Annotated in this window: 21 protein-coding genes; 9 read left to right on the top strand and 12 right to left on the bottom strand. The window is 66.0% G+C overall.

Annotated elements, in window-relative coordinates:
- Nucleotides 1–189 precede the first annotated feature (189 nt).
- The 4 genes from ACVW17_RS27115 to ACVW17_RS27100 all read left to right on the top strand — a co-directional run bounded on the left by ACVW17_RS27115 (nt 190) and on the right by ACVW17_RS27100 (nt 3,284).
- The gene (locus tag ACVW17_RS27115) at nt 190–1,437 is read left to right on the top strand and encodes a DUF763 domain-containing protein (RefSeq protein WP_456798043.1); all 1,248 of its coding nucleotides are present in this window, start codon (nt 190–192) and stop codon (nt 1,435–1,437) included.
- Between the two features lie 184 nt (nt 1,438–1,621).
- Nucleotides 1,622–2,251: a nitrile hydratase subunit alpha gene (gene nthA, locus ACVW17_RS27110; protein WP_456754747.1), complete on the top strand. Its 630-nt coding sequence runs from the start codon at nt 1,622–1,624 to the stop codon at nt 2,249–2,251.
- Complete coding sequence (gene nthB / locus ACVW17_RS27105) at nt 2,248–2,907, top strand: nitrile hydratase subunit beta (RefSeq protein WP_456754746.1); 660 nt, start codon at nt 2,248–2,250, stop codon at nt 2,905–2,907. Before nthA ends, nthB begins: the two co-directional genes overlap by 4 nt.
- The gene (locus ACVW17_RS27100; RefSeq protein WP_456754745.1) at nt 2,907–3,284 is read left to right on the top strand and encodes a nitrile hydratase accessory protein; all 378 of its coding nucleotides are present in this window, start codon (nt 2,907–2,909) and stop codon (nt 3,282–3,284) included. The genes nthB and ACVW17_RS27100 overlap by 1 nt, the downstream gene beginning before the upstream one ends.
- Before the next feature lie 112 nt (nt 3,285–3,396).
- On the opposite strand, the gene queC is transcribed toward ACVW17_RS27100, so the two are convergent.
- Nucleotides 3,397–4,116 (bottom strand): 7-cyano-7-deazaguanine synthase QueC, encoded by a 720-nt coding sequence (gene queC, locus ACVW17_RS27095; protein WP_456754744.1) that lies wholly within the window; start codon nt 4,114–4,116, stop codon nt 3,397–3,399.
- 127 nt (nt 4,117–4,243) lie between these two features.
- On the opposite strand from queC, the gene mazG reads away from it, so the two are divergent.
- On the top strand, nt 4,244–5,098 hold the full coding sequence (gene mazG, locus ACVW17_RS27090) for a nucleoside triphosphate pyrophosphohydrolase (protein WP_456754743.1): 855 nt from the start codon (nt 4,244–4,246) through the stop codon (nt 5,096–5,098).
- Between the two features lie 159 nt (nt 5,099–5,257).
- On the opposite strand, the gene mgtE is transcribed toward mazG, so the two are convergent.
- The 8 genes from mgtE to dusB all read right to left on the bottom strand — a co-directional run bounded on the left by mgtE (nt 5,258) and on the right by dusB (nt 16,469).
- The gene (gene mgtE / locus ACVW17_RS27085; protein ID WP_456754742.1) at nt 5,258–6,625 is read right to left on the bottom strand and encodes a magnesium transporter; all 1,368 of its coding nucleotides are present in this window, start codon (nt 6,623–6,625) and stop codon (nt 5,258–5,260) included.
- Between the two features lie 155 nt (nt 6,626–6,780).
- On the bottom strand, nt 6,781–8,175 hold the full coding sequence (hflX, locus tag ACVW17_RS27080; RefSeq protein WP_456754741.1) for a GTPase HflX: 1,395 nt from the start codon (nt 8,173–8,175) through the stop codon (nt 6,781–6,783).
- A gap of 11 nt (nt 8,176–8,186) precedes the next feature.
- Nucleotides 8,187–8,435: an RNA chaperone Hfq gene (gene hfq / locus ACVW17_RS27075; RefSeq protein WP_006020546.1), complete on the bottom strand. Its 249-nt coding sequence runs from the start codon at nt 8,433–8,435 to the stop codon at nt 8,187–8,189.
- 360 nt (nt 8,436–8,795) lie between these two features.
- Nucleotides 8,796–10,166, bottom strand: coding sequence for a nitrogen assimilation response regulator NtrX (gene ntrX, locus ACVW17_RS27070; protein WP_456754740.1), 1,371 nt, complete (start codon nt 10,164–10,166; stop codon nt 8,796–8,798).
- A 17-nt stretch (nt 10,167–10,183) separates the two neighbouring features.
- Nucleotides 10,184–12,664 carry an ATP-binding protein gene (locus ACVW17_RS27065; RefSeq protein WP_456754739.1) on the bottom strand — a complete coding sequence of 827 codons (2,481 nt, stop codon included), beginning with the start codon at nt 12,662–12,664 and terminating at the stop codon, nt 10,184–10,186.
- 176 nt (nt 12,665–12,840) lie between these two features.
- Nucleotides 12,841–14,283, bottom strand: coding sequence for a nitrogen regulation protein NR(I) (ntrC, locus tag ACVW17_RS27060; protein WP_050419700.1), 1,443 nt, complete (start codon nt 14,281–14,283; stop codon nt 12,841–12,843).
- A gap of 12 nt (nt 14,284–14,295) precedes the next feature.
- Entirely contained in the window at nt 14,296–15,471 is a 1,176-nt protein-coding gene (locus ACVW17_RS27055; RefSeq protein WP_456754738.1) for a two-component system sensor histidine kinase NtrB, read from the bottom strand.
- Nucleotides 15,468–16,469: a tRNA dihydrouridine synthase DusB gene (gene dusB, locus ACVW17_RS27050; RefSeq protein WP_456754737.1), complete on the bottom strand. Its 1,002-nt coding sequence runs from the start codon at nt 16,467–16,469 to the stop codon at nt 15,468–15,470. Before dusB ends, ACVW17_RS27055 begins: the two co-directional genes overlap by 4 nt.
- Before the next feature lie 284 nt (nt 16,470–16,753).
- Between dusB and ACVW17_RS27045 the strand changes: the two genes are divergently transcribed.
- From ACVW17_RS27045 to ACVW17_RS27035, 3 genes are all read left to right on the top strand, one after another.
- Nucleotides 16,754–17,950 (top strand): bifunctional 2-C-methyl-D-erythritol 4-phosphate cytidylyltransferase/2-C-methyl-D-erythritol 2,4-cyclodiphosphate synthase, encoded by a 1,197-nt coding sequence (locus tag ACVW17_RS27045; protein ID WP_456754736.1) that lies wholly within the window; start codon nt 16,754–16,756, stop codon nt 17,948–17,950.
- A 1-nt stretch (nt 17,951) separates the two neighbouring features.
- On the top strand, nt 17,952–18,551 hold the full coding sequence (locus ACVW17_RS27040; RefSeq protein ID WP_194454282.1) for a CinA family protein: 600 nt from the start codon (nt 17,952–17,954) through the stop codon (nt 18,549–18,551).
- A gap of 172 nt (nt 18,552–18,723) precedes the next feature.
- Nucleotides 18,724–19,122, top strand: a complete 399-nt coding sequence (locus ACVW17_RS27035) for a BA14K family protein (protein WP_456754735.1) — start codon at nt 18,724–18,726, stop codon at nt 19,120–19,122.
- A 338-nt stretch (nt 19,123–19,460) separates the two neighbouring features.
- Here ACVW17_RS27035 and ACVW17_RS27030 read toward each other — a convergent pair whose 3' ends face one another.
- The 3 genes from ACVW17_RS27030 to lipA all read right to left on the bottom strand — a co-directional run bounded on the left by ACVW17_RS27030 (nt 19,461) and on the right by lipA (nt 21,510).
- The gene (locus ACVW17_RS27030; RefSeq protein ID WP_456754734.1) at nt 19,461–19,919 is read right to left on the bottom strand and encodes a type II toxin-antitoxin system RatA family toxin; all 459 of its coding nucleotides are present in this window, start codon (nt 19,917–19,919) and stop codon (nt 19,461–19,463) included.
- Between the two features lie 13 nt (nt 19,920–19,932).
- Nucleotides 19,933–20,472, bottom strand: coding sequence for a DNA topology modulation protein (locus ACVW17_RS27025; RefSeq protein WP_456754733.1), 540 nt, complete (start codon nt 20,470–20,472; stop codon nt 19,933–19,935).
- A 78-nt stretch (nt 20,473–20,550) separates the two neighbouring features.
- Nucleotides 20,551–21,510 carry a lipoyl synthase gene (lipA, locus tag ACVW17_RS27020; protein ID WP_456754732.1) on the bottom strand — a complete coding sequence of 320 codons (960 nt, stop codon included), beginning with the start codon at nt 21,508–21,510 and terminating at the stop codon, nt 20,551–20,553.
- A gap of 132 nt (nt 21,511–21,642) precedes the next feature.
- Between lipA and ACVW17_RS27015 the strand changes: the two genes are divergently transcribed.
- Nucleotides 21,643–22,248 (top strand): DNA-3-methyladenine glycosylase, encoded by a 606-nt coding sequence (locus ACVW17_RS27015; RefSeq protein WP_456754731.1) that lies wholly within the window; start codon nt 21,643–21,645, stop codon nt 22,246–22,248.
- Nucleotide 22,249 lies beyond the last annotated feature (1 nt).

The raw sequence follows: 22,249 nt of genomic DNA, 5'->3' as shown, positions 1-22,249 counted from the left end.
TGAGGCGGCCTGAGGAGACACCCGGATGATCCGGCCGGGTCTCCGCAGGGTCGACAGCGGGGCGTTTGGCGATCACAATCCCCTCGCGGTCCTCGACGGATTGCCAGGAGTCGTCGAGGATCGTCGGCCTTGACTCACGGATGTCGTGTCGAGGCTCGATCGAAGGCATGACGCGAGGTTTGCAGATCGATGGCCCGACGTACCGGCAGCGCTGATCTGCCCCTCCATGGTGGACGCGTGCCGCCGTGGCTGGCGCAGCGCATGGCGACTCTGGGCGCGATCATCACCCAGGCCGTGGTCCATCATTACGGCCGTGACGCGTTTCTGCAGCGGCTCTCGCATCCGTTCTGGTTCCAGTCGTTCGGCGCCGTCATGGGCATGGACTGGCATTCGTCTGGAATCACCACGAGCGTCATCGGCGCGCTCAAGCGCGGGCTGGCGCCGATGCAGGACGAGCTCGGCATCTATGTCTGCGGCGGCCGCGGCAAGCATTCGCGGCGCACGCCGGACGAGCTGACGTCGCAGGGCGAGCGGACCGGCTTCGATGGCGTTGCCCTCACCCGCGCCAGCCGTCTGGTCGCCAAGGTCGACAGTGCCGCGGTCCAGGACGGGTTCGAGCTCTATCTGCATGGCTTCTTCGTCACGGCGGATGGCAAATGGACCGTGGTCCAGCAAGGCATGAGCGACAGCAAGCGTCAGGCGCGGCGCTATCATTGGCATTCCGAGGGCCTGCGCTGCTTTGTCGACGAGCCGCACAGCGCGATCGACGGCCCATCGCAGGGTGAGATCGTCAATCTGACCGACCACCGCGCCGAGGCCTCGCGCGAGGCCCAGCTCGATTTGCTCGCCGGGCTCGGTCCCGACGGCATCGCGCGGGAATATGCAGAGCTGACCGAGAAGGTAGAGGCGCAGGGCGATCTGTTGCACCTGATCATGCCCGCGCATCACGATGTGCGCTCCAGCGACGTCTTCATCCGTCGCCTGCACGGCACCCTCGCCGCCGCCGCGGAGTGCGGACCGCTGGACTTCCCCGAACTGCTGCTGACGCCTGGCGTCGGCGCCCGCACCGTGGAGTCGCTCGCGATGGTCGCCGAGGTGGTCCACGGGACACCATATCGTTTCCGCGATCCGGCGCGGTTCTCGCTCGCACATGGCGGCAAGGACCGTCATCCGTTTCCGGTGCCGATCAAGGTCTATGACGAGACCATCGGCGTGCTGAAATCGGCGGTGCAGCAGGCGAAGCTCGGCCGTGACGAGGAGTTGCAAGCGTTGAAGCGGCTGGATGATCAGGCCCGCAGGCTGGAACGCACGGCGACCGGTCCGTCCTTCGATGCCTTCGTGGCCAATGAGCGCGCGCGTTCGCCTGGCCTCGACGGACGCTCGGTGTTCGGCTGGGAGGCCGACCTCGCCGGTCGCGGCGGCATCACCAAACGCTAGAGCCGCGCTTGTCGACCGTGACACCCGTCTGCGTCGCCGCGGTCGAACCGCACCACGGCGATGCGCCCCTCCGGCCCGAGGCCCTTCTCGATCGTCACATCGTCAACCACGCATACCTCCCAGCTCGCATTGTTGTGTACGGCTTGCCTCGACATAGCACGGCGGTTTCGCCTATTCTGTGGGCATGAGCGAACATGATCATCACCACCACGATCACGACCATTCCGAATTGTCGGAGACCGAACTGCGCGTCCGTGCGCTGGAATCGATCCTGACCGAAAAGGGCTATGTCGAGTCTGCCGCGCTCGACGCCATCGTGCAGGCCTATGAGACCAAGATCGGCCCGCATAACGGCGCCCGGGTCGTCGCCAAGGCCTGGAGCGATCCCGCCTTCAAGAAGGCGCTGCTCGAGGACGCCTCCAAGGCGGTCGGCACGCTCGGCCATGTCAGCCGGGTCGGCGACCATCTGGTCGCGATCGAGAATACGCCTGGCCGCCACAACATGGTCGTCTGCACACTCTGCTCCTGTTACCCCTGGGAAATGCTCGGCCTGCCGCCGGTCTGGTACAAGGCCTCGCCCTACCGCTCGCGCGCGGTCAAGGATCCGCGCGGCGTGCTCGCCGATTTCGGCGTCAGCCTGCCCAAAGATACCGAAATTCGCGTGTGGGATTCGACCGCGGAGACGCGCTTCCTGGTGCTGCCGATGCGGCCCGCAGGCACCGAGGGCTGGAGCGAAGAGCAGCTCGCCGAACTCGTGACGCGCGACTCGATGATCGGCACCGGATTCCCGAAAACGCCGGGAGCCCCGTCGTGAACGGCGTCCACGACATGGGCGGCATGGACGGGTTTGGCAAGGTCGAGCCCGAACCGAACGAGCCGATGTTCCATGAGGAATGGGAATCGCGCGTGCTCGCGATGGTCCGCGCGATGGGCGCGGTCGGCGCCTTCAACATCGACACCTCCCGCTTCTATCGCGAGACCCTGCCCCCGCAGGTCTATCTGTCGAGCTCCTATTACAAGAAATGGTTCCTTGGGCTGGAAGCCCTGCTGCTCGACAAGGGCTACATCTCCAGGGACGACGTAGCATCCGGACATTCCGTTGCGCCGGCGAAAACGCTCAAGCACGGCACGTTCTCGATGGCCGACGTCGAGCGCATCATGGTGCGCGGCAAGTTCGGCCGCGCGGCGCCGGCCCCGGCGAAGTTCAAGGCCGGCGATCGGGTGCGGGCGAAGAACATCCACCCTGCCACGCACACGCGGCTGCCGCGCTATGTGCGCGGTCATGTCGGCATCGTCGAGCGCGATCATGGCTGCCACGTATTTCCCGATACGGCGGCCAATGACGCCGGCGAGCATCCGCAGTGGCTCTACACCGTCGTGTTCGATGGACGTGAGCTGTGGGGACCGGACTCCGATCCGACCATCAAGGTCTCGATCGACGCGTTCGAGCCGTATCTGGAGGCGGTGTGATGGATGCCGGCGCCGCCGCGCGCGCGACCAGCGCCGTCTCCAGCATCCCCCGCGATCAGGACGGCCCGGTGTTCCGCGCGCCCTGGGAAGCGCAGGCCTTCGCGATGGCGCTGACGCTGCATGATCGCGGCGTATTCACCTGGCCCGAATGGGCGGCTGCTCTCGCCGACCAGATCAAGCGCGCGCAGGCCGCCGGCGATCCCGACACCGGCGAGACCTATTACCAGCATTGGCTGGCAACCCTCGAGCATCTCGTCGCCGCCAAAGGCGTCACGACGCAAGAGACGCTGCATCGCTATCGCGATGCCTGGGACCACGCCGCCGACCGCACCCCGCACGGCCAACCGATCGTCCTGACGGCCGCGGATTTCGAGTAGCGGCGTTTTCCTCTCTCTTCCGTCATTCCGGGGCGCGCCTCTCGGCGCGAGCCCTCAGGTGCACAATTGCGCACCGGGAATGACGGATAAGTGGGACTGCTGCCGGGGCAACTCAGCGATTGCCCTGCGCGACGTACTCCCGCCAGCCCTTGGCCCGCAGGCTGCACGCCGGGCATTCGCCGCAGCCGTAACCCCAATCGTGCTGTGCGCCGCGTTCGCCGAGATAGCAGGTGTGGGAGTGCTCGCGGATCAGGTCGACCAGCCCTGCCCCGCCGAGTTCGTGTGCGAGCCGCCAGGTCGCGGCCTTGTCGAGCCACATCAACGGCGTGTGCAGTTCGAAGTCCTTGGCCATGCCGAGGTTGAGCGCCGACTGCAACGCCTTGATGGTCTCGTCGCGGCAATCCGGATAGCCGGAGTAGTCGGTCTCGCACATGCCGCCGATGATGTGGCGGATGCCGCGCCGGTAGGCGAGCGCCGCAGCGAAGGTGAGGAACACCAGGTTGCGGCCCGGCACGAAGGTGTTGGGCAACCCATCCGCGCCCATTTCGATGGCGACGTCGCGGGTCAGCGCGGTGTCCGAGATCTCGGACAGCGTCGGGATCGCGAGGGTATGGCTGTCGCCGAGCTTCGCCGCCCAGTCGGGCCGCACGTACTTGATCCCGGCCAGCAGCCGGTCGCGGCAATCGAGCTCCACGGCATGGCGCTGGCCGTAGGAGAAACCGAGCATCTCGACGCGCGCAAAGCGCGACAACGCCCAGGCCAGACAGGTGGTGGAATCCTGGCCGCCGGAAAACAGCACCAGCGCCGTGTCGGAAGTGTTCTGATCGGTCATGGAACGGGCTTTAGCATTCCTTGGCCTGACGGCCAATCGGTGGACAGCGCCGTGATTCCGGCGCGTTTTGCTGGGATCGACAGGGTCGATTTGGCATAAGGCGTCTACCCTCACAGCCCGGTGGCCCATGACCCCTTCCCGCGACATTTCCCGCCTGATCGAGATCATGGCTGCGCTGCGCACGCCGGTGACCGGCTGCCCGTGGGACCTCGAGCAGGATTTCCAGACGATTGCGCCCTACACGATCGAGGAGGCGTATGAAGTTGCGGATGCGATCACGCGCGGCGATCTCGACGATCTGCGCGAGGAGCTCGGCGACCTGCTGCTGCAGGTGGTCTATCACGCAAGGATGGCCGAAGAGCAGAACGCGTTTGCGTTCGGCGACGTGGTCGAGGCGATCACGAAGAAGATGATCCGCCGACATCCGCATGTGTTTGCCGACAAGGACGGCAATATCCAGCCCGCCGGCGTCAAGAGCGCCTGGGAGCGCATCAAGGCCGAGGAGAAGGCCGAGCGCGCGGCGCGGCGGCCGCCGGGGGACACCGCACACACATCCTTGCTCGCCAGCGTCAAGGCGGGCCTCCCTGCCCTGACGCGGGCGATGGAATTGCAGCGCAAGGCCTCCACCGTCGGCTTCGACTGGAACGATCCGCGCGCGGTGCTTGCCAAGATCCGCGAGGAAGCCGACGAGATCGAGGCCGCGCTGGAGCGCAACGACAAGGCCGAGATCGCGGAAGAGACCGGCGACCTGATGTTCGCGCTGGTCAACCTCGCCCGCCACGTCGACGCCGATCCCGAAACCGCGCTGCGCGCGACCAACGCCAAGTTCGAGCGGCGGTTCGCCTATATCGAGAAGGCGCTGGCGGCGAAGGGCCGCTCGCTCGAAGACGCGACGCTCGAGGAGATGGACGCGTTGTGGAATGAGGCGAAGACCGCAACTAGCACTGTCGTCCCTGCGAAAGCAGGGACCCATACCGCGTGATCTATCGATAGGCTGCCGGCGACAGTCCCGCGCGAGTCATCGACGGACGACGTTGTCGCGTGAAACTACGACCGCGTATATACACGATGGCCTGTGGTTATGGGTCGCCGGTTTCGCAGGGACGATATCGAATATGTGGAGCAGCCGCGTCCTCCTCGCCTACAACAGCGTCCCGTGCAGGATCACCGCGGCAACACCGAAATAGATAACGAGCCCGGTGACGTCGACCAGCGTCGCGACGAACGGCGCGGAGGCGCTGGCGGGGTCGAAGCCGATGCGCTTGAGGATGAAGGGCAGCATCGAGCCGCACAGCGAACCGAAGGTGACGATGCCGACCAGCGCGGCCCCGACGGTCGCGGCAACCAGCACCCAATGCGGGCCGTAGTCGAACAGGCCGAGCGTCTGCCAGAGCGTGATCCTGATGATGCCGATCAGGCCGAGGATGGCGCCGAGTACGATGCCGGTCGGCAGTTCGCGCACCGCGACCCGCCACCAGTCGCCGAGCCGCACCTCGTGCAGCGCCAGCGAGCGGATCAGGAGCGAGGTCGCCTGCGAGCCGGAATTGCCGCCGGAGCTCATGATCAGCGGGATGAACAGCGTCAGCACGATCGCTTTCTCGAGCTCGCTCTGGTACGACTGCATCGCGGTCGCGGTCAGCATTTCCGACAGGAACAGCGCGCACAGCCAGCCGGCGCGTTTCTTGATCATCTCGCCGAAACCGATCCGCAAGTAAGGCTCGTCGATCGCTTCCATGCCGCCGAACTTCTGGGCGTCCTCGGTCGATTCCTCGACGATGGCGTCGATGACGTCGTCGACCGTGACGATGCCGAGGATGTGGCCGGGGCCGTCGACGACCGCAACCGCGAGCAGATCGTAACGCGAGATCAGCCGCGCCGCCTCCATGCGGTCGGCTTCCGGCGCGATCATCAGCGGCTTGCGCGCAGGCGCTGCGGTCAGCACATTGGCATGCGGATCGGCCGAGATCAGGCGGCGCAGCGGCACGGCCTGGATCAGGGTCTTCTTGACCGGGTCGATGACGAAGATCGAATAGACGGTCTCGCGGGTGCGCTCGACCATCCGGATGTGATGCAGCACCTCGGCGATCGTCCAGGTCGAGGGCACGCTGACGAACTCGGTCGTCATGATGCTGCCGGCGCTGCGCTCGGGATAGGCGAGCAGCCCCGAGATGACGTTGCGGGTTTCCGGATTGAGGCCGTTCAGCAGCGTGGTGCGCAGCGGCTCGACCAGCTCCTTGAAGATGTCCGCGGCGCGGTCGTCGGAGACGCCCGACAGCAGCGACACCGCAGTGTCGGTCGGCAGCTCGGCCAGGATCTCGCAGGTGTTGTCGAGCCCGGGCAGGTCGAGCACCTCGATCGCCTTCTCCGACGGCAGCGACCGCAGCAGCTGCGCGGCCTCCTCCGGCTCCCTGGCATTGAGCGCATCGACGATCTCGGGCGCCCGGGCATGGGCGAGATCACCGTGCTGGCCGGCGAGCGTGTCGTGGGTGATGGTTTCCGTGTCCTGCATCGATCGGCCTCGGCTTTGCGTCAAGCAGCGCAATGAACCAAGGCGGCGCAGATTTCAAACAGAAAGTGCGGCGGCACGTCGCAGGCGGGCCGGAGTGAGGCTGCGTCACCGCGCCGTCACATTTCGGGGGATTGCGACCGGCCCGCGTGCTTCGTTCAGACCTCGTGGGGCACCGCGGCGAACCGGCGCACGACGATGTCGCGCTTGGTCTCGTCGACGCGCACCGTCATGTCGAAACGCTCGCCATTGAGCTCCTTGTCCAGGACCTCGGCATTGCGATGCAGCCAGCTGATGCCGGCGCCGTCGGAGGCGTCGATCGACAGCTGCAGGGTCGTACGCTTGGCCGCGAGGCGATCCTCGATCGCCGTCAACAGCGCGTCGATCCCCTCGCCTGTTGCGGCCGAAACCAGGAAGCAGGGCCGCTCCGGCGGACGGCGTGCCGCGATGTTGCGCAGGTTGTCCCGCTCCTCCGGATCGAAGCGATCGATCTTGTTCCAGACCTCGATGACCCGCTGGCCGCCATCGGCGTCGGGATCGATGCCGAGCTGGCGCAATACGCCCTCGACGTCGCGCTCCTGAGCTTCCGCATCTTCATGCGAGATGTCGCGGACATGCAGGATGATGTCGGCTTCCAGCACCTCCTCCAGCGTGGCGCGAAACGCGGCCACCAGCTGGGTCGGCAGATTGGAGATGAAGCCGACCGTGTCCGACAGCATTGCCTTGCCGCCATGCGGCAGGTTGAGTGCGCGCAGCGTCGGGTCCAGCGTCGCAAACAGCATGTCGGCGGCCTGCACGTCGGATCGGGTCAGGCGGTTGAACAGCGTCGACTTGCCGGCATTGGTGTAGCCGACCAGTGCCACCACGCGGTATGGCACGCGCTGGCGGCCGGCACGATGCAGCCGCCGCGTCGCCTGCACCTTCTTCAACTCGCCTTCGAGCTTGGTGATGCGCTCGCTGATCAGGCGACGGTCCGCCTCGATCTGGGTCTCGCCGGGGCCGCCCATGAAGCCGAAGCCGCCGCGCTGGCGCTCGAGATGGGTCCACGACCGCACCAGGCGGCTGCGCTGGTAATTGAGATGGGCGAGCTCGACCTGCAGCGCGCCTTCCTTGGTCTTGGCGCGACGGCCGAAGATCTCGAGGATCAGGCCGGTCCGGTCGAGCACCTTGGCGCTCCAGGCCTTCTCCAGGTTGCGCTGCTGGATCGGCGACAGCGCGCAATCCATCACCACGAGCTCGACCTCGTTGCTGGCGACGAGGCCGTGGATTTCCTCGACCTTGCCCTTGCCGAGATAGGTCGCAGGCCGGATCTGGCTGATCGGCGCCACGATGGAGTCGACCACGGTGAGCTCGATCGCCGCAGCAAGGCCGGCGGCCTCCTCGATCCGGGCTTCATAGTCGCGGACAGAGGACTCCGTTTGCGCATCGCCGTCGCCGCGGCGCATGCGCAGGTACGGGCCGATGACGATCACCCGCCCGCTGCTGCCGTTCCCCGTCGGCCCGGCCCTGGATTTGGTCCGGTCGGCGCCCCCTTCACGATCGAAGGGTTCCAATCAGTTCACTCTCAAGCCGGTGCGTCCTCACCACCTTCGAACAGCTGAATCGGGGCGCCGGGCATGATGGTCGAGATCGCGTGCTTGTAGACCAGCTGCGAGTGACCGTCGCGCCGCAGCAGCAAGCAGAAATTGTCGAACCATGTGACAATGCCCTGCAGCTTTACTCCGTTGACCAGAAATATCGTCAGTGGCGTCTTGGTTTTACGAACGTGATTCAGGAAGGTGTCTTGTAGATTTTGTGCGCGGTCTGCCGCCATTGTTTTTGTCCCGCAAGCTTGTGCTTCTTTTTATTGAACCGGTTGCGGCCCTCTGACGGGGCCTCCTCCGGCTGCCCGCCTGCCCTGAGATCCCCCTCTGGCAGGCGTAGCGGTAGGATTAGAGGCCACGCGCGGTTTTTAGGCAAGCCGGTTCGCAGTGCAGTCGGTAGGAACACGGTGGCAATTCTAAGAAATGGCAGGGAAAGAGACGAATATTCTCGCGGAGAGTGGATAAATCCCCGGTTGTACCGGCTCCGCTCTCGCCTTACCGGCCACCCGGCCCGAGCCCGAACAGGCTCCGGTATCCCCGGCGGATCGCCGGGGCGTCGCTCCAGGCCGCCGACCCGGGAGCGTTCCGGGTCAGCCGACCCCGAGCGCCTTCAGCTTGCGATGCAGCGCCGAGCGCTCCATGCCGACGAACTCCGCGGTCCGCGAGATATTGCCGGAGAAGCGGCTGATCTGGGCGATCAGATAATCGCGCTCGAACACCTCGCGCGCCTCGCGCAGCGGCAGGCCCATGATGTGCTCGCCGTTGTTGGAGGTCGGCATCGCCGGCACCATCGAGCCGACGTCCTGCGGCAGCATGTCGGCGGTGATGATCGCCTCCGGGCCGCCGCCCGCCAGGATCATCACACGCTCGACGTTGTTGCGGAGCTGGCGGACGTTGCCGGGCCAGACATGCGACTGCAGCACGGCCATCGCGTCCTGCCCGATCTGCCGCTTCGGCAGGCCGGTCGCCGCCGAAATCTGGTCCATGAAATAGTCGATCAGCTCGGGGATGTCCTCGCGGCGCTCCGACAGCGGCGGCACCCGGATCGGCACCACGGAGAGGCGATGATAGAGGTCCTCGCGGAAGCGGCCCGCCGCAATCTCTTCCTCCAGATTGCGCGCCGTCGAGGAGATGATGCGGACGTCGACATGCACCTTGCTGGTGCCGCCCTGGCGCTGGAAGGTCTGATCGACCAGCACGCGCAGGATCTTGTTCTGGGTCTCGCGCGGCATGTCCGCGATCTCGTCGATGAACAGCGTGCCGCCATGCGCTTCCTCGAGCGCGCCGGCCTTGCGTTGCTGCTCGCCATTGGCTCCTTCGATGCCGAACAGCTCGATCTCCATGCGCTCCGGCGTAATCGCAGCGGCGTTGATCACCACGAACGGTCCCTCGGCGCGTCCGGAGGCGTGATGCAGCGTCCGCGCGGCGAGCTCCTTGCCGGCGCCGGACGGCCCGACGATCAGGATGCGGCTGTTGGCCTTGGCGGCACGGTCGATGGTCTGGCGTAGCTGGTTCATGCAGGCCGAGCGGCCGGTCAGCACGCTGGCTGCGGGAGCCAGCTGCTTCAGCTCCTTCACCTCGCGCTTCAGCCGCGAGGTCTCCAGCGCGCGGGTCGCGACCAGGATCAGCCGGTCCGACTTGAAAGGCTTCTCGATGAAGTCATAGGCGCCGCGCTTGATCGCGGCGACGGCGGTCTCGATGTTGCCGTGGCCGGAGATCATCACGACCGGCAGATCGGCATTGTCCTTCTTTATCTGCTCGAGCAGCTGCAGGCCGTCGAGCTTGGAGCCCTGCAGCCAGATGTCGAGGAACACCAGGTTCGGGCGGCGGTTGGCGATCTCGGCGAGCGCCGAATCGCTGTCGCGCGCGGTGCGCGTGGAAAACCCCTCATCGTCCAGGATGCCCGCGACGAGGTCGCGAATGTCAGCTTCGTCGTCGACAATCAGAATGTCACTGGCCATGGGTTACACCTGCGTTGTCAGTCGCCCGTCGCGGCTTTGAATTTTGGCACATGGATTTCTGGCTGTTGCGCATTTGGCTCTTGATTATTGGGTTCTGGATTAGCGGGGTCTTGGATTGGTTCTTGAATTTTTGGTTCATTGTTGGTCGCCTGTGCCGGGCCGTTGGTCGGCTCTTGCGGCGGATTTTTTTCGCTGTCGGGTTCGGTCTCGTCCGGCTTTTGCTCCTTGCCCTCGGGCTTCGTCTCAGGCTTGGCCGCCTGGCCGGTGACGGAAAAGCGCAGCCGCATCCAGGCACCGCGCTGGCCCTCGCGGAAATCGGAGGCGTCCTTGAGCTCGATGCGGCCGCCATGGTCCTCGAGGACGCGGCCGACGATCGCAAGTCCGAGGCCGGTCCCCTTCGCCCGCGTCGTGACATAGGGCTCCAGCAGCCGCGCACGCGCGACCTTGGGCAGGCCGATGCCATTGTCGACGACGTCGATCAGGATGTCGTCATTCTCGCGCTGCGCCACGACGTCGATGCGGCCCTTGCCGAGCTCCTCGGGCGGGACCTGCTCGATCGCCTCGGTGGCGTTCTTGATGATGTTGGTCAGTGCCTGCGAGATCAGCCGGCGGTCGAACTGCGCCGGCAGCGGTGACTGCTTGATGTCGGCCTCGATGTCGAGATCGGGATGCGCGACCTTCATCAGGAACACGGCCTGGCGCACCACGTCGGCGACGTCCTCGCCTTCCATCACGGGCTTCGGCATCCGCGCAAAGCGCGAGAACTCGTCGACCATGCGCCTGATGTCGTCGACCTGGCGCACGATGGTGTCGGTGCACTGCTCGAAAATCGACTTGTCCTTCGCTTCGGTGATGGTCTTGCCGAATTTGCGGCGGATGCGCTCGGCCGAAAGCTGGATCGGGGTCAGCGGGTTCTTGATCTCGTGGGCGATGCGGCGCGCGACGTCGCCCCAGGCCGAGGTGCGCTGCGCCGAGACCAGTTCGGTGATGTCGTCGAGCGTGATGATGTAGCTGTCGCGCGACTGGCTGGTCTGCTCGGCGGACACCCGAACCGACAGATTGCGCTCGTTGCCGTCGCGCAGGATCGTCACCTGGCCCTGCACCAGCCGCTGCGTGCCCTCGCGCGCGGTCTTCATCATCTCGTCGAGTTCGGGCAGCACGTCCGAGAGCGGATGACCGAGCGTCTCCGACTCGGCATGCCCGATCAGCTTCTCCGCCGAGCGATTGAGGATGCCGACGCTGCCCGAGCCGTCGACCCCGATGATGCCGGCGCTCGCCGACGACAGCACCGCTTCGATGAAGCGGCGGCGGCTGTCGATGGTCTCGGAGGCATCGACCAGCTCGTTGCGCTGGGTGCGCAGCTCCTGCGTCATCTTGTTGAAGGTTTCGCCGAGCAGCGCGAGGTCGCTCGCCGATTTGTTGACGGGCACCTGGACGTTGAGATTGCCGGTCGAGACCTCGCTTGCCGCACCCATCAGCTGGCGGATCGGCGACACCAGGCCGTTGGCGAAGTTCAGCCCGATCAGCACCGAGGCCATCAGGATGGTCAGCGCGATCACCGCGAACATCAGCGCGAACGCGACCTGGATGCCGAGCCGGCGGGTCTCGAGCTGGGCATATTCGGCGGCGCTGGTCTGGGTCTGCTTGAGCTGGGCAACCACGGCCGGATCAAGCAGCCGCGCCACGTAGAGGAAGGTGTCGTCGAAGGTCTTGAGGCGAACCACGGAGGCGACATAGCTCTCCGGGAATACCGAGATCTCGGGATCGGTATCGTTGACCTTGCTGAGGAAATCCGGCGGCGGCAGCGCGTAGCTCAGGTTGATCCCGGTCTCGGCGCTCTCCAGGATGTGGCCGTCCTTGTCCATCAGCACCACGACCGGCAGGTTGCGCGCGGCCGCGGCCGCGGTCAGGAACTCGCGGAACGAGAGGCGGTCCTGGTCGTAGAGCGGGGTCAGCCGGGCACGGGAGATGTCGTTGGCCATCCCCAGGATGTCGCCGCGGATCAGCTGGGCATGCTCCTGCATGTAGGCGCTGGCAATGGTCAGCGAATTCTGGATCACCTCCTTGGTGGGACCCGAGAACAGCCGGTCGAGGCCGCGCTCGATGGTGACGTTGGCCACGATCGAGACCAGCACGGCGGGCAACACCGCGATCACCGAGAACAGGCCGACGATCTGCACATGCAGCCGCGCCGCCGCCCGGCCGCGCCGCCTCGCCTGCACCATCTGCCAGACTTCCCGGACGATGATCCCGACCAGCAGCAGGATGGTGCCGGCGTTGATCATCAGGAACGAGCGCACCACCTCGGGCGTCGGCTCGATCGGGGTCAGGTTGGTCAACACCACGAAGGTGAGGAAGCCCGACAGCAGCGCGAGGGCGATGGCGAACGGCGCCAGCCAGCGCCGCAAGGGGAAGCCGCGCGCCTCCGCCCCTGCCTCTGGATTGGGCCCGGCCGGTGACGCGTGTAATGTTGAAGCGGTGGTCTCTGCGCTGGTCATACCGGCAATTGAGCTGAGTGCGATCGCCCGCGGGAATTGCGAACTGATGCAATCATATCACAATGTTGCCGAATTGCGACATTTCCGCGGCGCAAACCGCAGTGCGGCGCCGTGTCCTCAAAACCATTTGTGACTACTCAATAAAGGCAGCGAGGCCTGAAGCCCCGCCCGTGGGCCTACCCGCCGCTGCGGTAGACCTGGATGTCGAGGTCGCGGATCTTCTTGCGCAGCGTGTTGCGGTTCAGGCCGAGCAGGTCGGCGGCCCGGATCTGGTTGCCGCGGGTCGCCGCCAGCGCGGCGGTCAACAGCGGGATCTCGATCTCCTTGAGGATGCGGTGGTAGAGGCCCGGGGGCGGCACGCCGTTCGGGAAACCGGAGAAGTGCGAGGACAGATAGGCCTCGACCGCGCCGCCGAGATTGTCGACGCCGACGGTTGCAGTGCTGCCCGAGGTGACCGCCGGCGGCGCCAGCTCGCCGTCGATGACCGATGACGTGATGACGTCCTGCGGGTAGAGCGCGGCCAGCCGCCGGGCGAGGTTTTCCAGCTCGCGGACGTTGCCCGGCCAGCGGTGCTGCTTGAGCCGCTCCAGGGCCTGGGCGTCGAGCTTCTTCGGCGGCAGGCCGTCCTTCTCGGCGAGCGAGAAGAAGTGCCGGATCAAATCGGGCAGATCCTCGATGCGCTCGCGCAAGGGCGGCAGCCGCAGCGGCACCACGTTGAGCCGGAAGAACAGGTCTTCGCGGAACAGGCCCTGCTGGATCAGGATGCGCAGGTCCTTGTTGGAGGCCGCGACGATGCGGACGTCGGTCTTGATCGGGGTGCGGCCGCCGACGGTGGTGTATTCGCCCTGCTGCAGCACGCGCAGCAGCCGGGTCTGCGCCTCCATCGGCATGTCGCCGATCTCGTCGAGGAACAGCGTGCCGCCCTCGGCCTGCTCGAAGCGGCCGGAGGCGCGGGTGTTGGCACCGGTGAAGGCGCCGCGCTCATGGCCGAACAGCTCTGATTCAATGAGGTCGCGCGGGATCGCCGCCATGTTGACCGCGACGAACGGGCCGTTGCGGCGCCGGCCGTAATCGTGCAGCGCGCGGGCGACCAGCTCCTTGCCGGTGCCCGACTCGCCCGAGATCATCACGGTGAGATCGGTCTGCATCAGCCGCGCCAGCACGCGATAGATTTCCTGCATCGCCGGCGAGCGGCCGACCAGCGGGATCGAGTCGAACTCGCCGTCGTCGGCGGGGCTCGAGACCCGCTCCTTCGGTTCGGCCAGCGCGCGGCCGACGATGGTGATCAGCTCTTTCAGGTCGAACGGCTTCGGCAGATATTCATAGGCGCCGCGCTCGGAGGCGCGGATCGCGGTCATGAAGGTGTTCTGCGCGCTCATCACGATGACAGGCAGATTGGGCCGCATCTTCTTGATCCGCGGCAGCAGATCGAACGCGTTCTCGTCCGGCATTACCACGTCGGTGATGACGAGGTCGCCCTCGCCCTGGCTGACCCAGCGCCACAGCGTGGCGGCGTTGCCGGTCAGGCGAACCTCATAGCCGGCGCGCGACAGCGCCTGGTTCAGGACGGTCCGGATGGCAGTGTCGTCGTCAGCGACAAGTATGCTACCTGCAGGCATTGTTGTTGTTCCTCATCGTGCGTCCTGAGAGGCAGGCGAGGACGTACCCGGAACGTCATCGCGGTTGCTATGGTCGTGTTGCTTGGCGGCGCTGTACATCGGCATCAGCACGCGGAAAGTGGTTTTGCGCGGCTGCGACTCGCATTCGATGATGCCGCCGTGATCGCCGACGATCTTGGCGACCAGCGCGAGGCCGAGCCCGCTGCCGGTCTGCTTTGTCGTGACGAAGGGATCGAACAGGTTCGGCAGCAGGTCTTCCGGCACGCCCGAGCCGTTGTCCTTGACGCAGAATTCGAGCGGCAGCGAGACCCGCGATTTCTTGCCGGGCACCGACAGCCGCACGCCCGGCCGGAACGCCGTGGTGAGCTGGATCTCGGCATCGGTGCCGAGATCGGCGACGGCTTCGGCCGCGTTCTTCACCAGGTTGAGGAACACCTGGATCAGCTGGTCCTGGTTGGCGAGCACAGGCGGCAGCGACGGATCGTAGTCCTCGATGAAGCGCACGTTGCGGGCAAAGCCCGATTGCGCCAGGCGCTTCACATGATCGAGCACGGAATGGATGTTGACCGGGCCGCGCGCCACCGGGCGGTCGTCGCCGAACACCTCCATGCGGTCGACCAGCGTGACGATACGGTCGGCTTCGTCGCAGATCAGCCGCGTCAGCAGCCGGTCCTCGGATGACGCCTGCTGCTCCAGGAGCTGCGCGGCGCCGCGGATGCCCGACAGCGGATTCTTGATCTCATGGGCGAGCATCGCGGCCAGCGCGATCACCGAGCGCGCCGCGCTGCGATGAGTGAGCTGGCGGTCCATCTTGTCGGCGATGGTGCGCTCCTGCAGCATTACCACGATGTGACCGGGCCGCTCGGTCAGCGGCGCGACGTGCAGGTCGACCTGGCGATCGCCGCCGATCCGCGGCGTACCGAGATCGACCTTGTATTCGTTGACCGGCGAGCCGCTGGTCCGCACCTGCTCGATCAGCGCCAGCAGCGGGCTGCCGAACGGCACCAGCTCCTTCAGCGACTGCCGGCGTAGGAACTGGGTCGAGATCTCAAAGAAGGATTCGGCCGCGATGTTGGCATCGACGATGCGTCCATCGGGCGCGACCAGCAGCACCGGATTGGGCAGCGCGTTGAGGATGGCCTCGCCGTCGGTCGGCACGGGGCGGCGAAATTCCATGGCTGACGTCATGCGGCAGCACTCCAGGCAAAATCGTCGTAGGCGTCTTCGAGCGAGCGATGCACGCTGGACGGCTCTTCCGAAGTCAGGATCGCCTGTCGCCAGGTCTTCAAGGTCGCCGCCGGCGCGCAGCTATAGGCGGCCGCGATCTCCAGCGCCCAACCGAGATGCTTGCGCGCATGCTTGAGGCCGACGCGCAGGCCGTAATGGCTGCAGACCTCGTCATAGAGCGCGCGAACATGCTTGAGCTGCTCGGCGAGCGACGGCGCGGTCTCGGCGATCCCGGTCTCCAGGCGCCGTCCGATCTGGCCGGGCAGCCAGGGCTGGCCCTGCGCGCCGCGGCCGATCATCACGGCGTCGGCGCCCGACATGTCCAGCGCGTCGACAGCCTTGTCGAACGAGGTGATGTCGCCGTTGACCACGACCGGGATCGTGACCGCGTCCTTGACCGCGCGCACCGCCGTCCAGCTCGCCTCACCCTTGTAGAACTGGCAGCGGGTGCGGCCATGCACGGTGATCATCTGCACGCCCGACGCCTCGGCGCGGCGCGCCAGTTCGGGTGCGTTGAGCGAGCGGTCGTCCCAGCCGAGCCGCATCTTCAGCGTCACCGGCACCTTGACCGCGGCAATCGTCGCGTCGATCAGCGTCACCGCGTGGTCGAGGTCGCGCATCAGGGCCGAGCCGGACTGGCCGCCGGTCACGTGCCGTGCCGGACAACCCATGTTGATGTCGATGATGTCGGCGCCGGCGGCTTCGGCGATCCGTGCGCCCTCCGCCATCCAGCGGGTCTCGCAGCCGGCCAGTTGAACCACATGCGGCCCGATCCCGGCGGCCTCGCAACGCAGCTTCGACATCGGCTTGCCGTTCACAAGATCATCACTGGCCGTCATCTCGGAGACCACCAGACCAGCTCCCAGGGTGGCCGCGAGTCGCCGGAAGGGCGCGTCCGTGATCCCTGACATGGGCGCGAGAAGAACCCGGTTGACGATAGCAATATCGCCTATCTTCAATGGGTTACGAGGACTACTTTGCACGCCGGTCACAGCCGTCTCGTCGTTTTGTCAGCAACGCCATTGCAGCTGACATGGTCTATTCTGCGCACAATTCTTGTGCAGTCAAGGCTCATGCCTACGGTTTAGACATTCCTACCACTGACGCAAGTGCACTGCAACAAAATCTGCTTTTCCCACAGTCATCGCAAACGCTCTGTTTTTGCGCAGCGGTCATGCTAAGGGCTGTGCGCGGCGGTATCAGCCGCCCCCCTCATCCCCGATTCGTCTGTCGTTGGTTCAAAATGCCGAAGCCTGAGCGTACCGCAGCCATCCTCGTCGCCGCAGGCCGTGGGCTGCGCGCCGGCGCAGGCGGGCCGAAGCAATACCGGATGATCGGCGGCCAGACGGTGATCTACCGCGCCATGGAGGCGTTCTCCGCGCATCCGGACGTGTTTGCGGTGCAGCCGGTGGTCAATCCCGACGACGCCGCGCTGTTCGATGAGGCGGTCGCGGGCCTTCGCCATCGGCCGCCGACGCCGGGCGGCGCGACAAGGCAGGCCTCGGTGCATGCCGGGCTCGAGGCGCTCGCCGCCGACAAGCCCGACATCGTCCTGATCCACGACGCCGCGCGGCCCTTCGTCACGTCGGCCGTGATCTCGCGCGCGATTGCCGCCGCCGGCCGGACCGGCGCCGCGATCCCGGTGATTCCCGTCACCGATACCATCAAGCTCACCGGCGATGCCGGCGACGTCGAGGCGACACCGGAGCGCGCGCGGCTGCGGATCGCGCAGACGCCGCAGGCTTTTCGTTTCGACGTAATATTGGAAGCGCATCGTCGTGCCGCGCGCGAGGCGCGCTCCGATTTCACCGACGATGCGGCGCTTGCCGAATGGGCGGGATTGACGGTTGCGACATTTGAAGGTGATCCTGCCAACATGAAACTGACCACCCCCGAAGACTTCGTGCGCGAGGAAGCGCGGCTCGCAAGCCAGCTCGGCGACATCAGGACCGGCACCGGCTACGACGTGCACGCCTTTGGCGACGGCGACCATGTCATGCTCTGCGGCGTGCGGGTGCCGCATACACGCGGCTTCCTGGCTCATTCCGACGGCGATGTCGGGCTGCATGCGCTGGTCGACGCCATCCTCGGCGCGCTGGCCGACGGCGACATCGGCTCGCATTTCCCGCCGAGCGACGCCAAGTGGAAGGGCGCCTCCTCCGACCAATTCCTGAAATACGCCGTCGAGCGTGTCACCGCGCGTGGTGGACGGATCGCCAATCTCGAAGTGACGATGATCTGCGAGCGGCCGAAGATCGGTCCGCTGCGTGACACCATGCGGGCGAAAATCGCGGAGATCTCCGGCGTCCACGTCTCGCGCGTGGCGGTCAAGGCGACCACCAGCGAGCGGCTCGGATTCACCGGCCGCGAGGAAGGCATCGCAGCGACCGCGAGCGCGACCATCCGTCTTCCCTGGGACGACAAGAGCTGGAGTGCCTGACATGGGCGGCAGCGACGCTCGTGCCCTCTCCCGCTCGCTGCTCGACCTGTGCCGGATGCGCAAGCTGACCATCGCGACCGCCGAATCCTGCACCGGCGGCCTGGTTGCTGGCGCGCTCACCGACATCCCCGGCTCCTCCGACGTGATCGACCGCGGCTTTGTCACCTATTCGAACGAGGCCAAGCGGGTGATGCTCGGCGTCAAGGCCGCGACGCTCGAGACCTTCGGTGCGGTGAGCAAGGAAACCGCGACCGCGATGGCGATCGGCGCGCTGGAAAAGGCCGGCGTCGACCTTGCGGTCTCGATCACCGGGATTGCGGGCCCCGGCGGCGCGACGCCGGGCAAGCCGGTCGGCCTGGTGCATTTCGCCGTCGCCGCGCGCGACGGCCGCATCCTGCATCGCGAGCAGCGCTTCGGCGCGATCGGCCGCAGCACGGTGCGGCAGCGCTCGGTCGTCGAAGCGCTGCGCATGCTGATGGAGCTTGCGCGTCCGCCGCAAGCCGCCAAGCCGCGCCGCGAGGCCGCCAGCAGGTTGCGGCCACGGGTGGCCCGTTCGCCGCGCAGCCACGCCGCGAAACGGCGACGGCCGCCACGCGGATAGGCCGACGAGAGTCGAATCGCGCCAGGGCGCACGTCTCGCTACCCTTCAGTCAACTGCGGCCCAGTGCCGCCTGTCTCAGGTGGAACCTGGACGCCGGCTCGCCGCTTTCTGTTGTTCCAACTCTGCCGTTTCGACCGTTCTTCGAACGGCAAAATCCCACAACAAGGAGAAAATGATGAAGTTGGGAACTTTGGTCGTGGCCGCAATTACTGCCGGCGCCATGACGCTGTCGACTGTCGCCCCCTCATTCGCCGCCCCGCTCGCACCCGCCGCCCGCTTGCAGGACCAGCCGACCTCCGTCGAACACGTGCAGTATCGCCACTGGCACGGCGGTCCGCGTTACGGCTATCGGGGTGGTTACGGCTACCGCGGCGGGTATTATCGCGACCGTGGTGGAAACGGCGCTGCGATCATCGGCGGGCTTGCGGCCGGTGCGATCATCGGCGGCGCCATCGCGGCGAGCCAGGCCAAGGCCAACAACGACGCCTATTGCTCGCAGCGTTTCCGCACCTACGATCCGGCGTCCGGCACCTACATCGCCTCCGGCGGCGTGCGCCGTTCCTGCCCGTAACGGCAACCTTCCGTCATTGCGAGCCAACGCGTCGCGCGAACGCGCGCCCGATGACAGGCTGCGCGAAGCAATCCATCTCACCACGCGGGGAGACCTGGATTGCTTCGTCGCTATCGCGCCGCAATGACGGCAGCGCAATCGCGCATGGCTACCGCCACGTCCCCTCGCGCGGGGTCAGCGGGTCTGCAATTTCTGTATAGTAGAATAATACCGCCGATTTGCCCGACATGTCGAGTTGCCGGGTCGAATGCACGCGGCCGGCTCCTTTGCATGGGGTTGTTTTCGCTGTTTTGGCAGTGCGCCCCTGCGGAGACAGGCAGCCTTGGCAAGCAGCTTCGCTAGGCCGGCTTGCCGTAGACCTGGTCCGCGCGCTTCTCGAACGCCGCGGCGAAACGCGAGAATGCGGCGTCGAACATCGAGCCCATCAGCATCGCCAGCATCCGGCTCTTGAATTCATAATTCAGGAAGAAGCCGACGTCGCATTCGGTCTCCGACTTCGGCTCGAAGCTCCAGCGGTTCTCCAGATTGCTGAACGGGCCGCGCAGATATTCGACCAGGATCTTCAGATTGGACCGGTCGAGCGTCACCTTGCTGGTGAAGGTCTCCTTGACCAGCTTGAAGGAGACCGTCATGTCGGCCACCACGATTTCGGTGCCGTCGTCCTTCGGCGTGCGCTGGCGAATCTTGAGCGCCTGGCACAGCGGCACGAATTCCGGATAGCGCTCGACGTCGGCGACCAGATCGAACATTTGAGACGCGGTGTGGCGAACCCGCCGCTTGCTTGAGAATCTTGGCATCAGAGTTTTGGCATCAGTGAATACTCGCACGGTTTTGCCGGCGTGCGACGCTCTCCAGATAATGGTCCGCCTGCGCCCGATCCGTGAAGCAGACCAGCGCTTGATCGGGGCGCAGTTCCTTGAAATATTCGAGCAGTTTCGGCCGCTGCTGCTGGCGATAGGTCCAGACATAGCGGAAGAACTCCAGATCGATCTTCTCCGGGCAACCTTCGGCCATCTCGGGGCGTACCTCGCCATAGCTGCCGGCAATGCGCCTGACGATGCCCAGCATGCAGGTCGATCGCGGCAGGTCGAACCAGATGATCGTGTCGGAGCGCTCGCGGCGCAGCTCACCTGCGCCATATCGCGTGTAATTCCCGTCCATGATCCAGCGCGGCTCGCGCGCGGCTGCGATCATGCGCTGCTCGAATTCGTTCTTGTCGGATTCGATCCAGCCCGGTTTCCAGAACAGCGCGTCGATCGACACGGTCGGGATGCCCGTCATGACGGACAGCCGCCGCGCAAATGTCGACTTGCCGGATCCCGACGATCCCATCACCAGAACACGCTGCATTGGTCCCGTCCAAAGGCTCAATCAAGGCTCGATCAAGCAACGGCGCGTGACGGCGCCGGCTCACCGCCGTTTACAAATCTAGCGGCCGCGGGCCGTGCGGGCCGCCTGCAGTTTGGCAAAATCCTCGCCGGCATGATGCGACGAGCGCGTCAGCGGGCTCGCCGACACCATCAGAAAACCCTTGGTATAGGCGACGCGCTCGTAGCCGGCGAACTCATCCGGCGTCACGTAGCGCATCACGGCGTGATGCTTGCGGGTCGGCTGCAGGTACTGGCCGATGGTCAGGAAGTCGACCTCGGCCGAGCGCAGATCGTCCATCACCTGCAGCACCTCGTGGCGCTCCTCGCCGAGGCCGACCATGATGCCCGACTTGGTGAAGATGGTTGGGTCGATCTCCTTGACCCGTTGCAGCAGGCGGATCGAATGAAAATAGCGGGCGCCGGGACGGACCGTCAGATAGCGCGACGGCACGGTTTCCAGATTGTGGTTGAAGACGTCGGGCTTGGCCGCGACCACGCGCTCGAGCGCGCCGTCCTTGCGCAGGAAGTCGGGCGTCAGGATCTCGATCGTGGTGGTCGGGCAGCGCGCGCGGATGGCGCGGATCACTTGCGCAAAATGCTCTGCGCCGCCGTCAGCGAGATCGTCGCGATCGACCGAGGTGATCACGACATGCGCCAGTCCCAGCTTGGAGACCGCCTCGGCGACGTGTTCGGGCTCATCGGCATCGAGCGCGCCGGGCATGCCGGTCTTGACGTTGCAGAACGCACAGGCCCGGGTGCAGGTGTCGCCCATGATCATGAAGGTGGCGTGCTTCTTGTCCCAGCACTCACCGATATTGGGGCAGCCCGCCTCCTCGCACACCGTGACGAGGCCGTTCTCCTTCACGATCTTGCGGGTATCCGCATAGCCGCGCGTGTTCGGCGCGCGAACCCGGATCCAGTCCGGCTTCGGCGGCGACACGGCATCCGGCCGGTTCACCTTTTCGGGGTGCCGCGGGCGAAGCTGAGTGGTGGAGATGGTATCGACGATGGTGACCATAGGTGCCTGCAAGTCGCGAGAAACCATAGCTAATCGGTGTTGATGCGGCTCGCAACCCGCGCCGCGACGCTAGCAGATCAGCCCATATATTGGCAGTGTTGCGGCCTGTTCCACGCCGATTCCTACCTCAAAATGGCTCAAAAACCCCGCCTCACCCGTGCGACCGCGCCGCGCCTCGGCAAGGCGCTGAAGCGCTCCTTCTTCGACCGCAACGTGCTCGAGGTCGCGCCCGACCTGATCGGTGCGACCTTCCTGGTCGGCGGCGTCGGCGGCATCATCACCGAGGTCGAGGCCTACCATCACACCGAACCGGCGGCGCACTCCTACAACGGCCCGACCCCGCGCAACCAGGTGATGTTCGGCCCGCCGGGCTTCTCCTACGTCTACCGCTCCTACGGCATCCATTGGTGCGTCAATTTCGTCTGCGAGGAGCCGGGCTCGGCCAGCGCCGTGCTGATCCGCGCGCTGGAGCCGACCCATGGGCTCGCCGCGATGCGACGGCGGCGCGGGCTGGAGGACGCGCGCGCGCTGTGCTCCGGTCCCGGCAAGCTCTGCGAGGCACTCGGCATCACCATCGCACACAGCGAATTGCCGCTCGATCGCCCGCCGATCGCGCTGCATGCGCGGACGGAGACGCCCGAGATCGTCACCGGCATCCGGATCGGCATCACCAAGGCGGTCGAACTGCCCTGGCGCTACGGGCTGAAGGGATCGAAATTCCTCAGCAAGCGATTTTGAG

The organism is Bradyrhizobium sp. USDA 4473 (genome assembly GCF_054063335.1).
The sequence above is the reverse complement of the archived record's forward strand: the minus strand, read 5'-3'. Positions and strand labels throughout refer to the sequence as shown.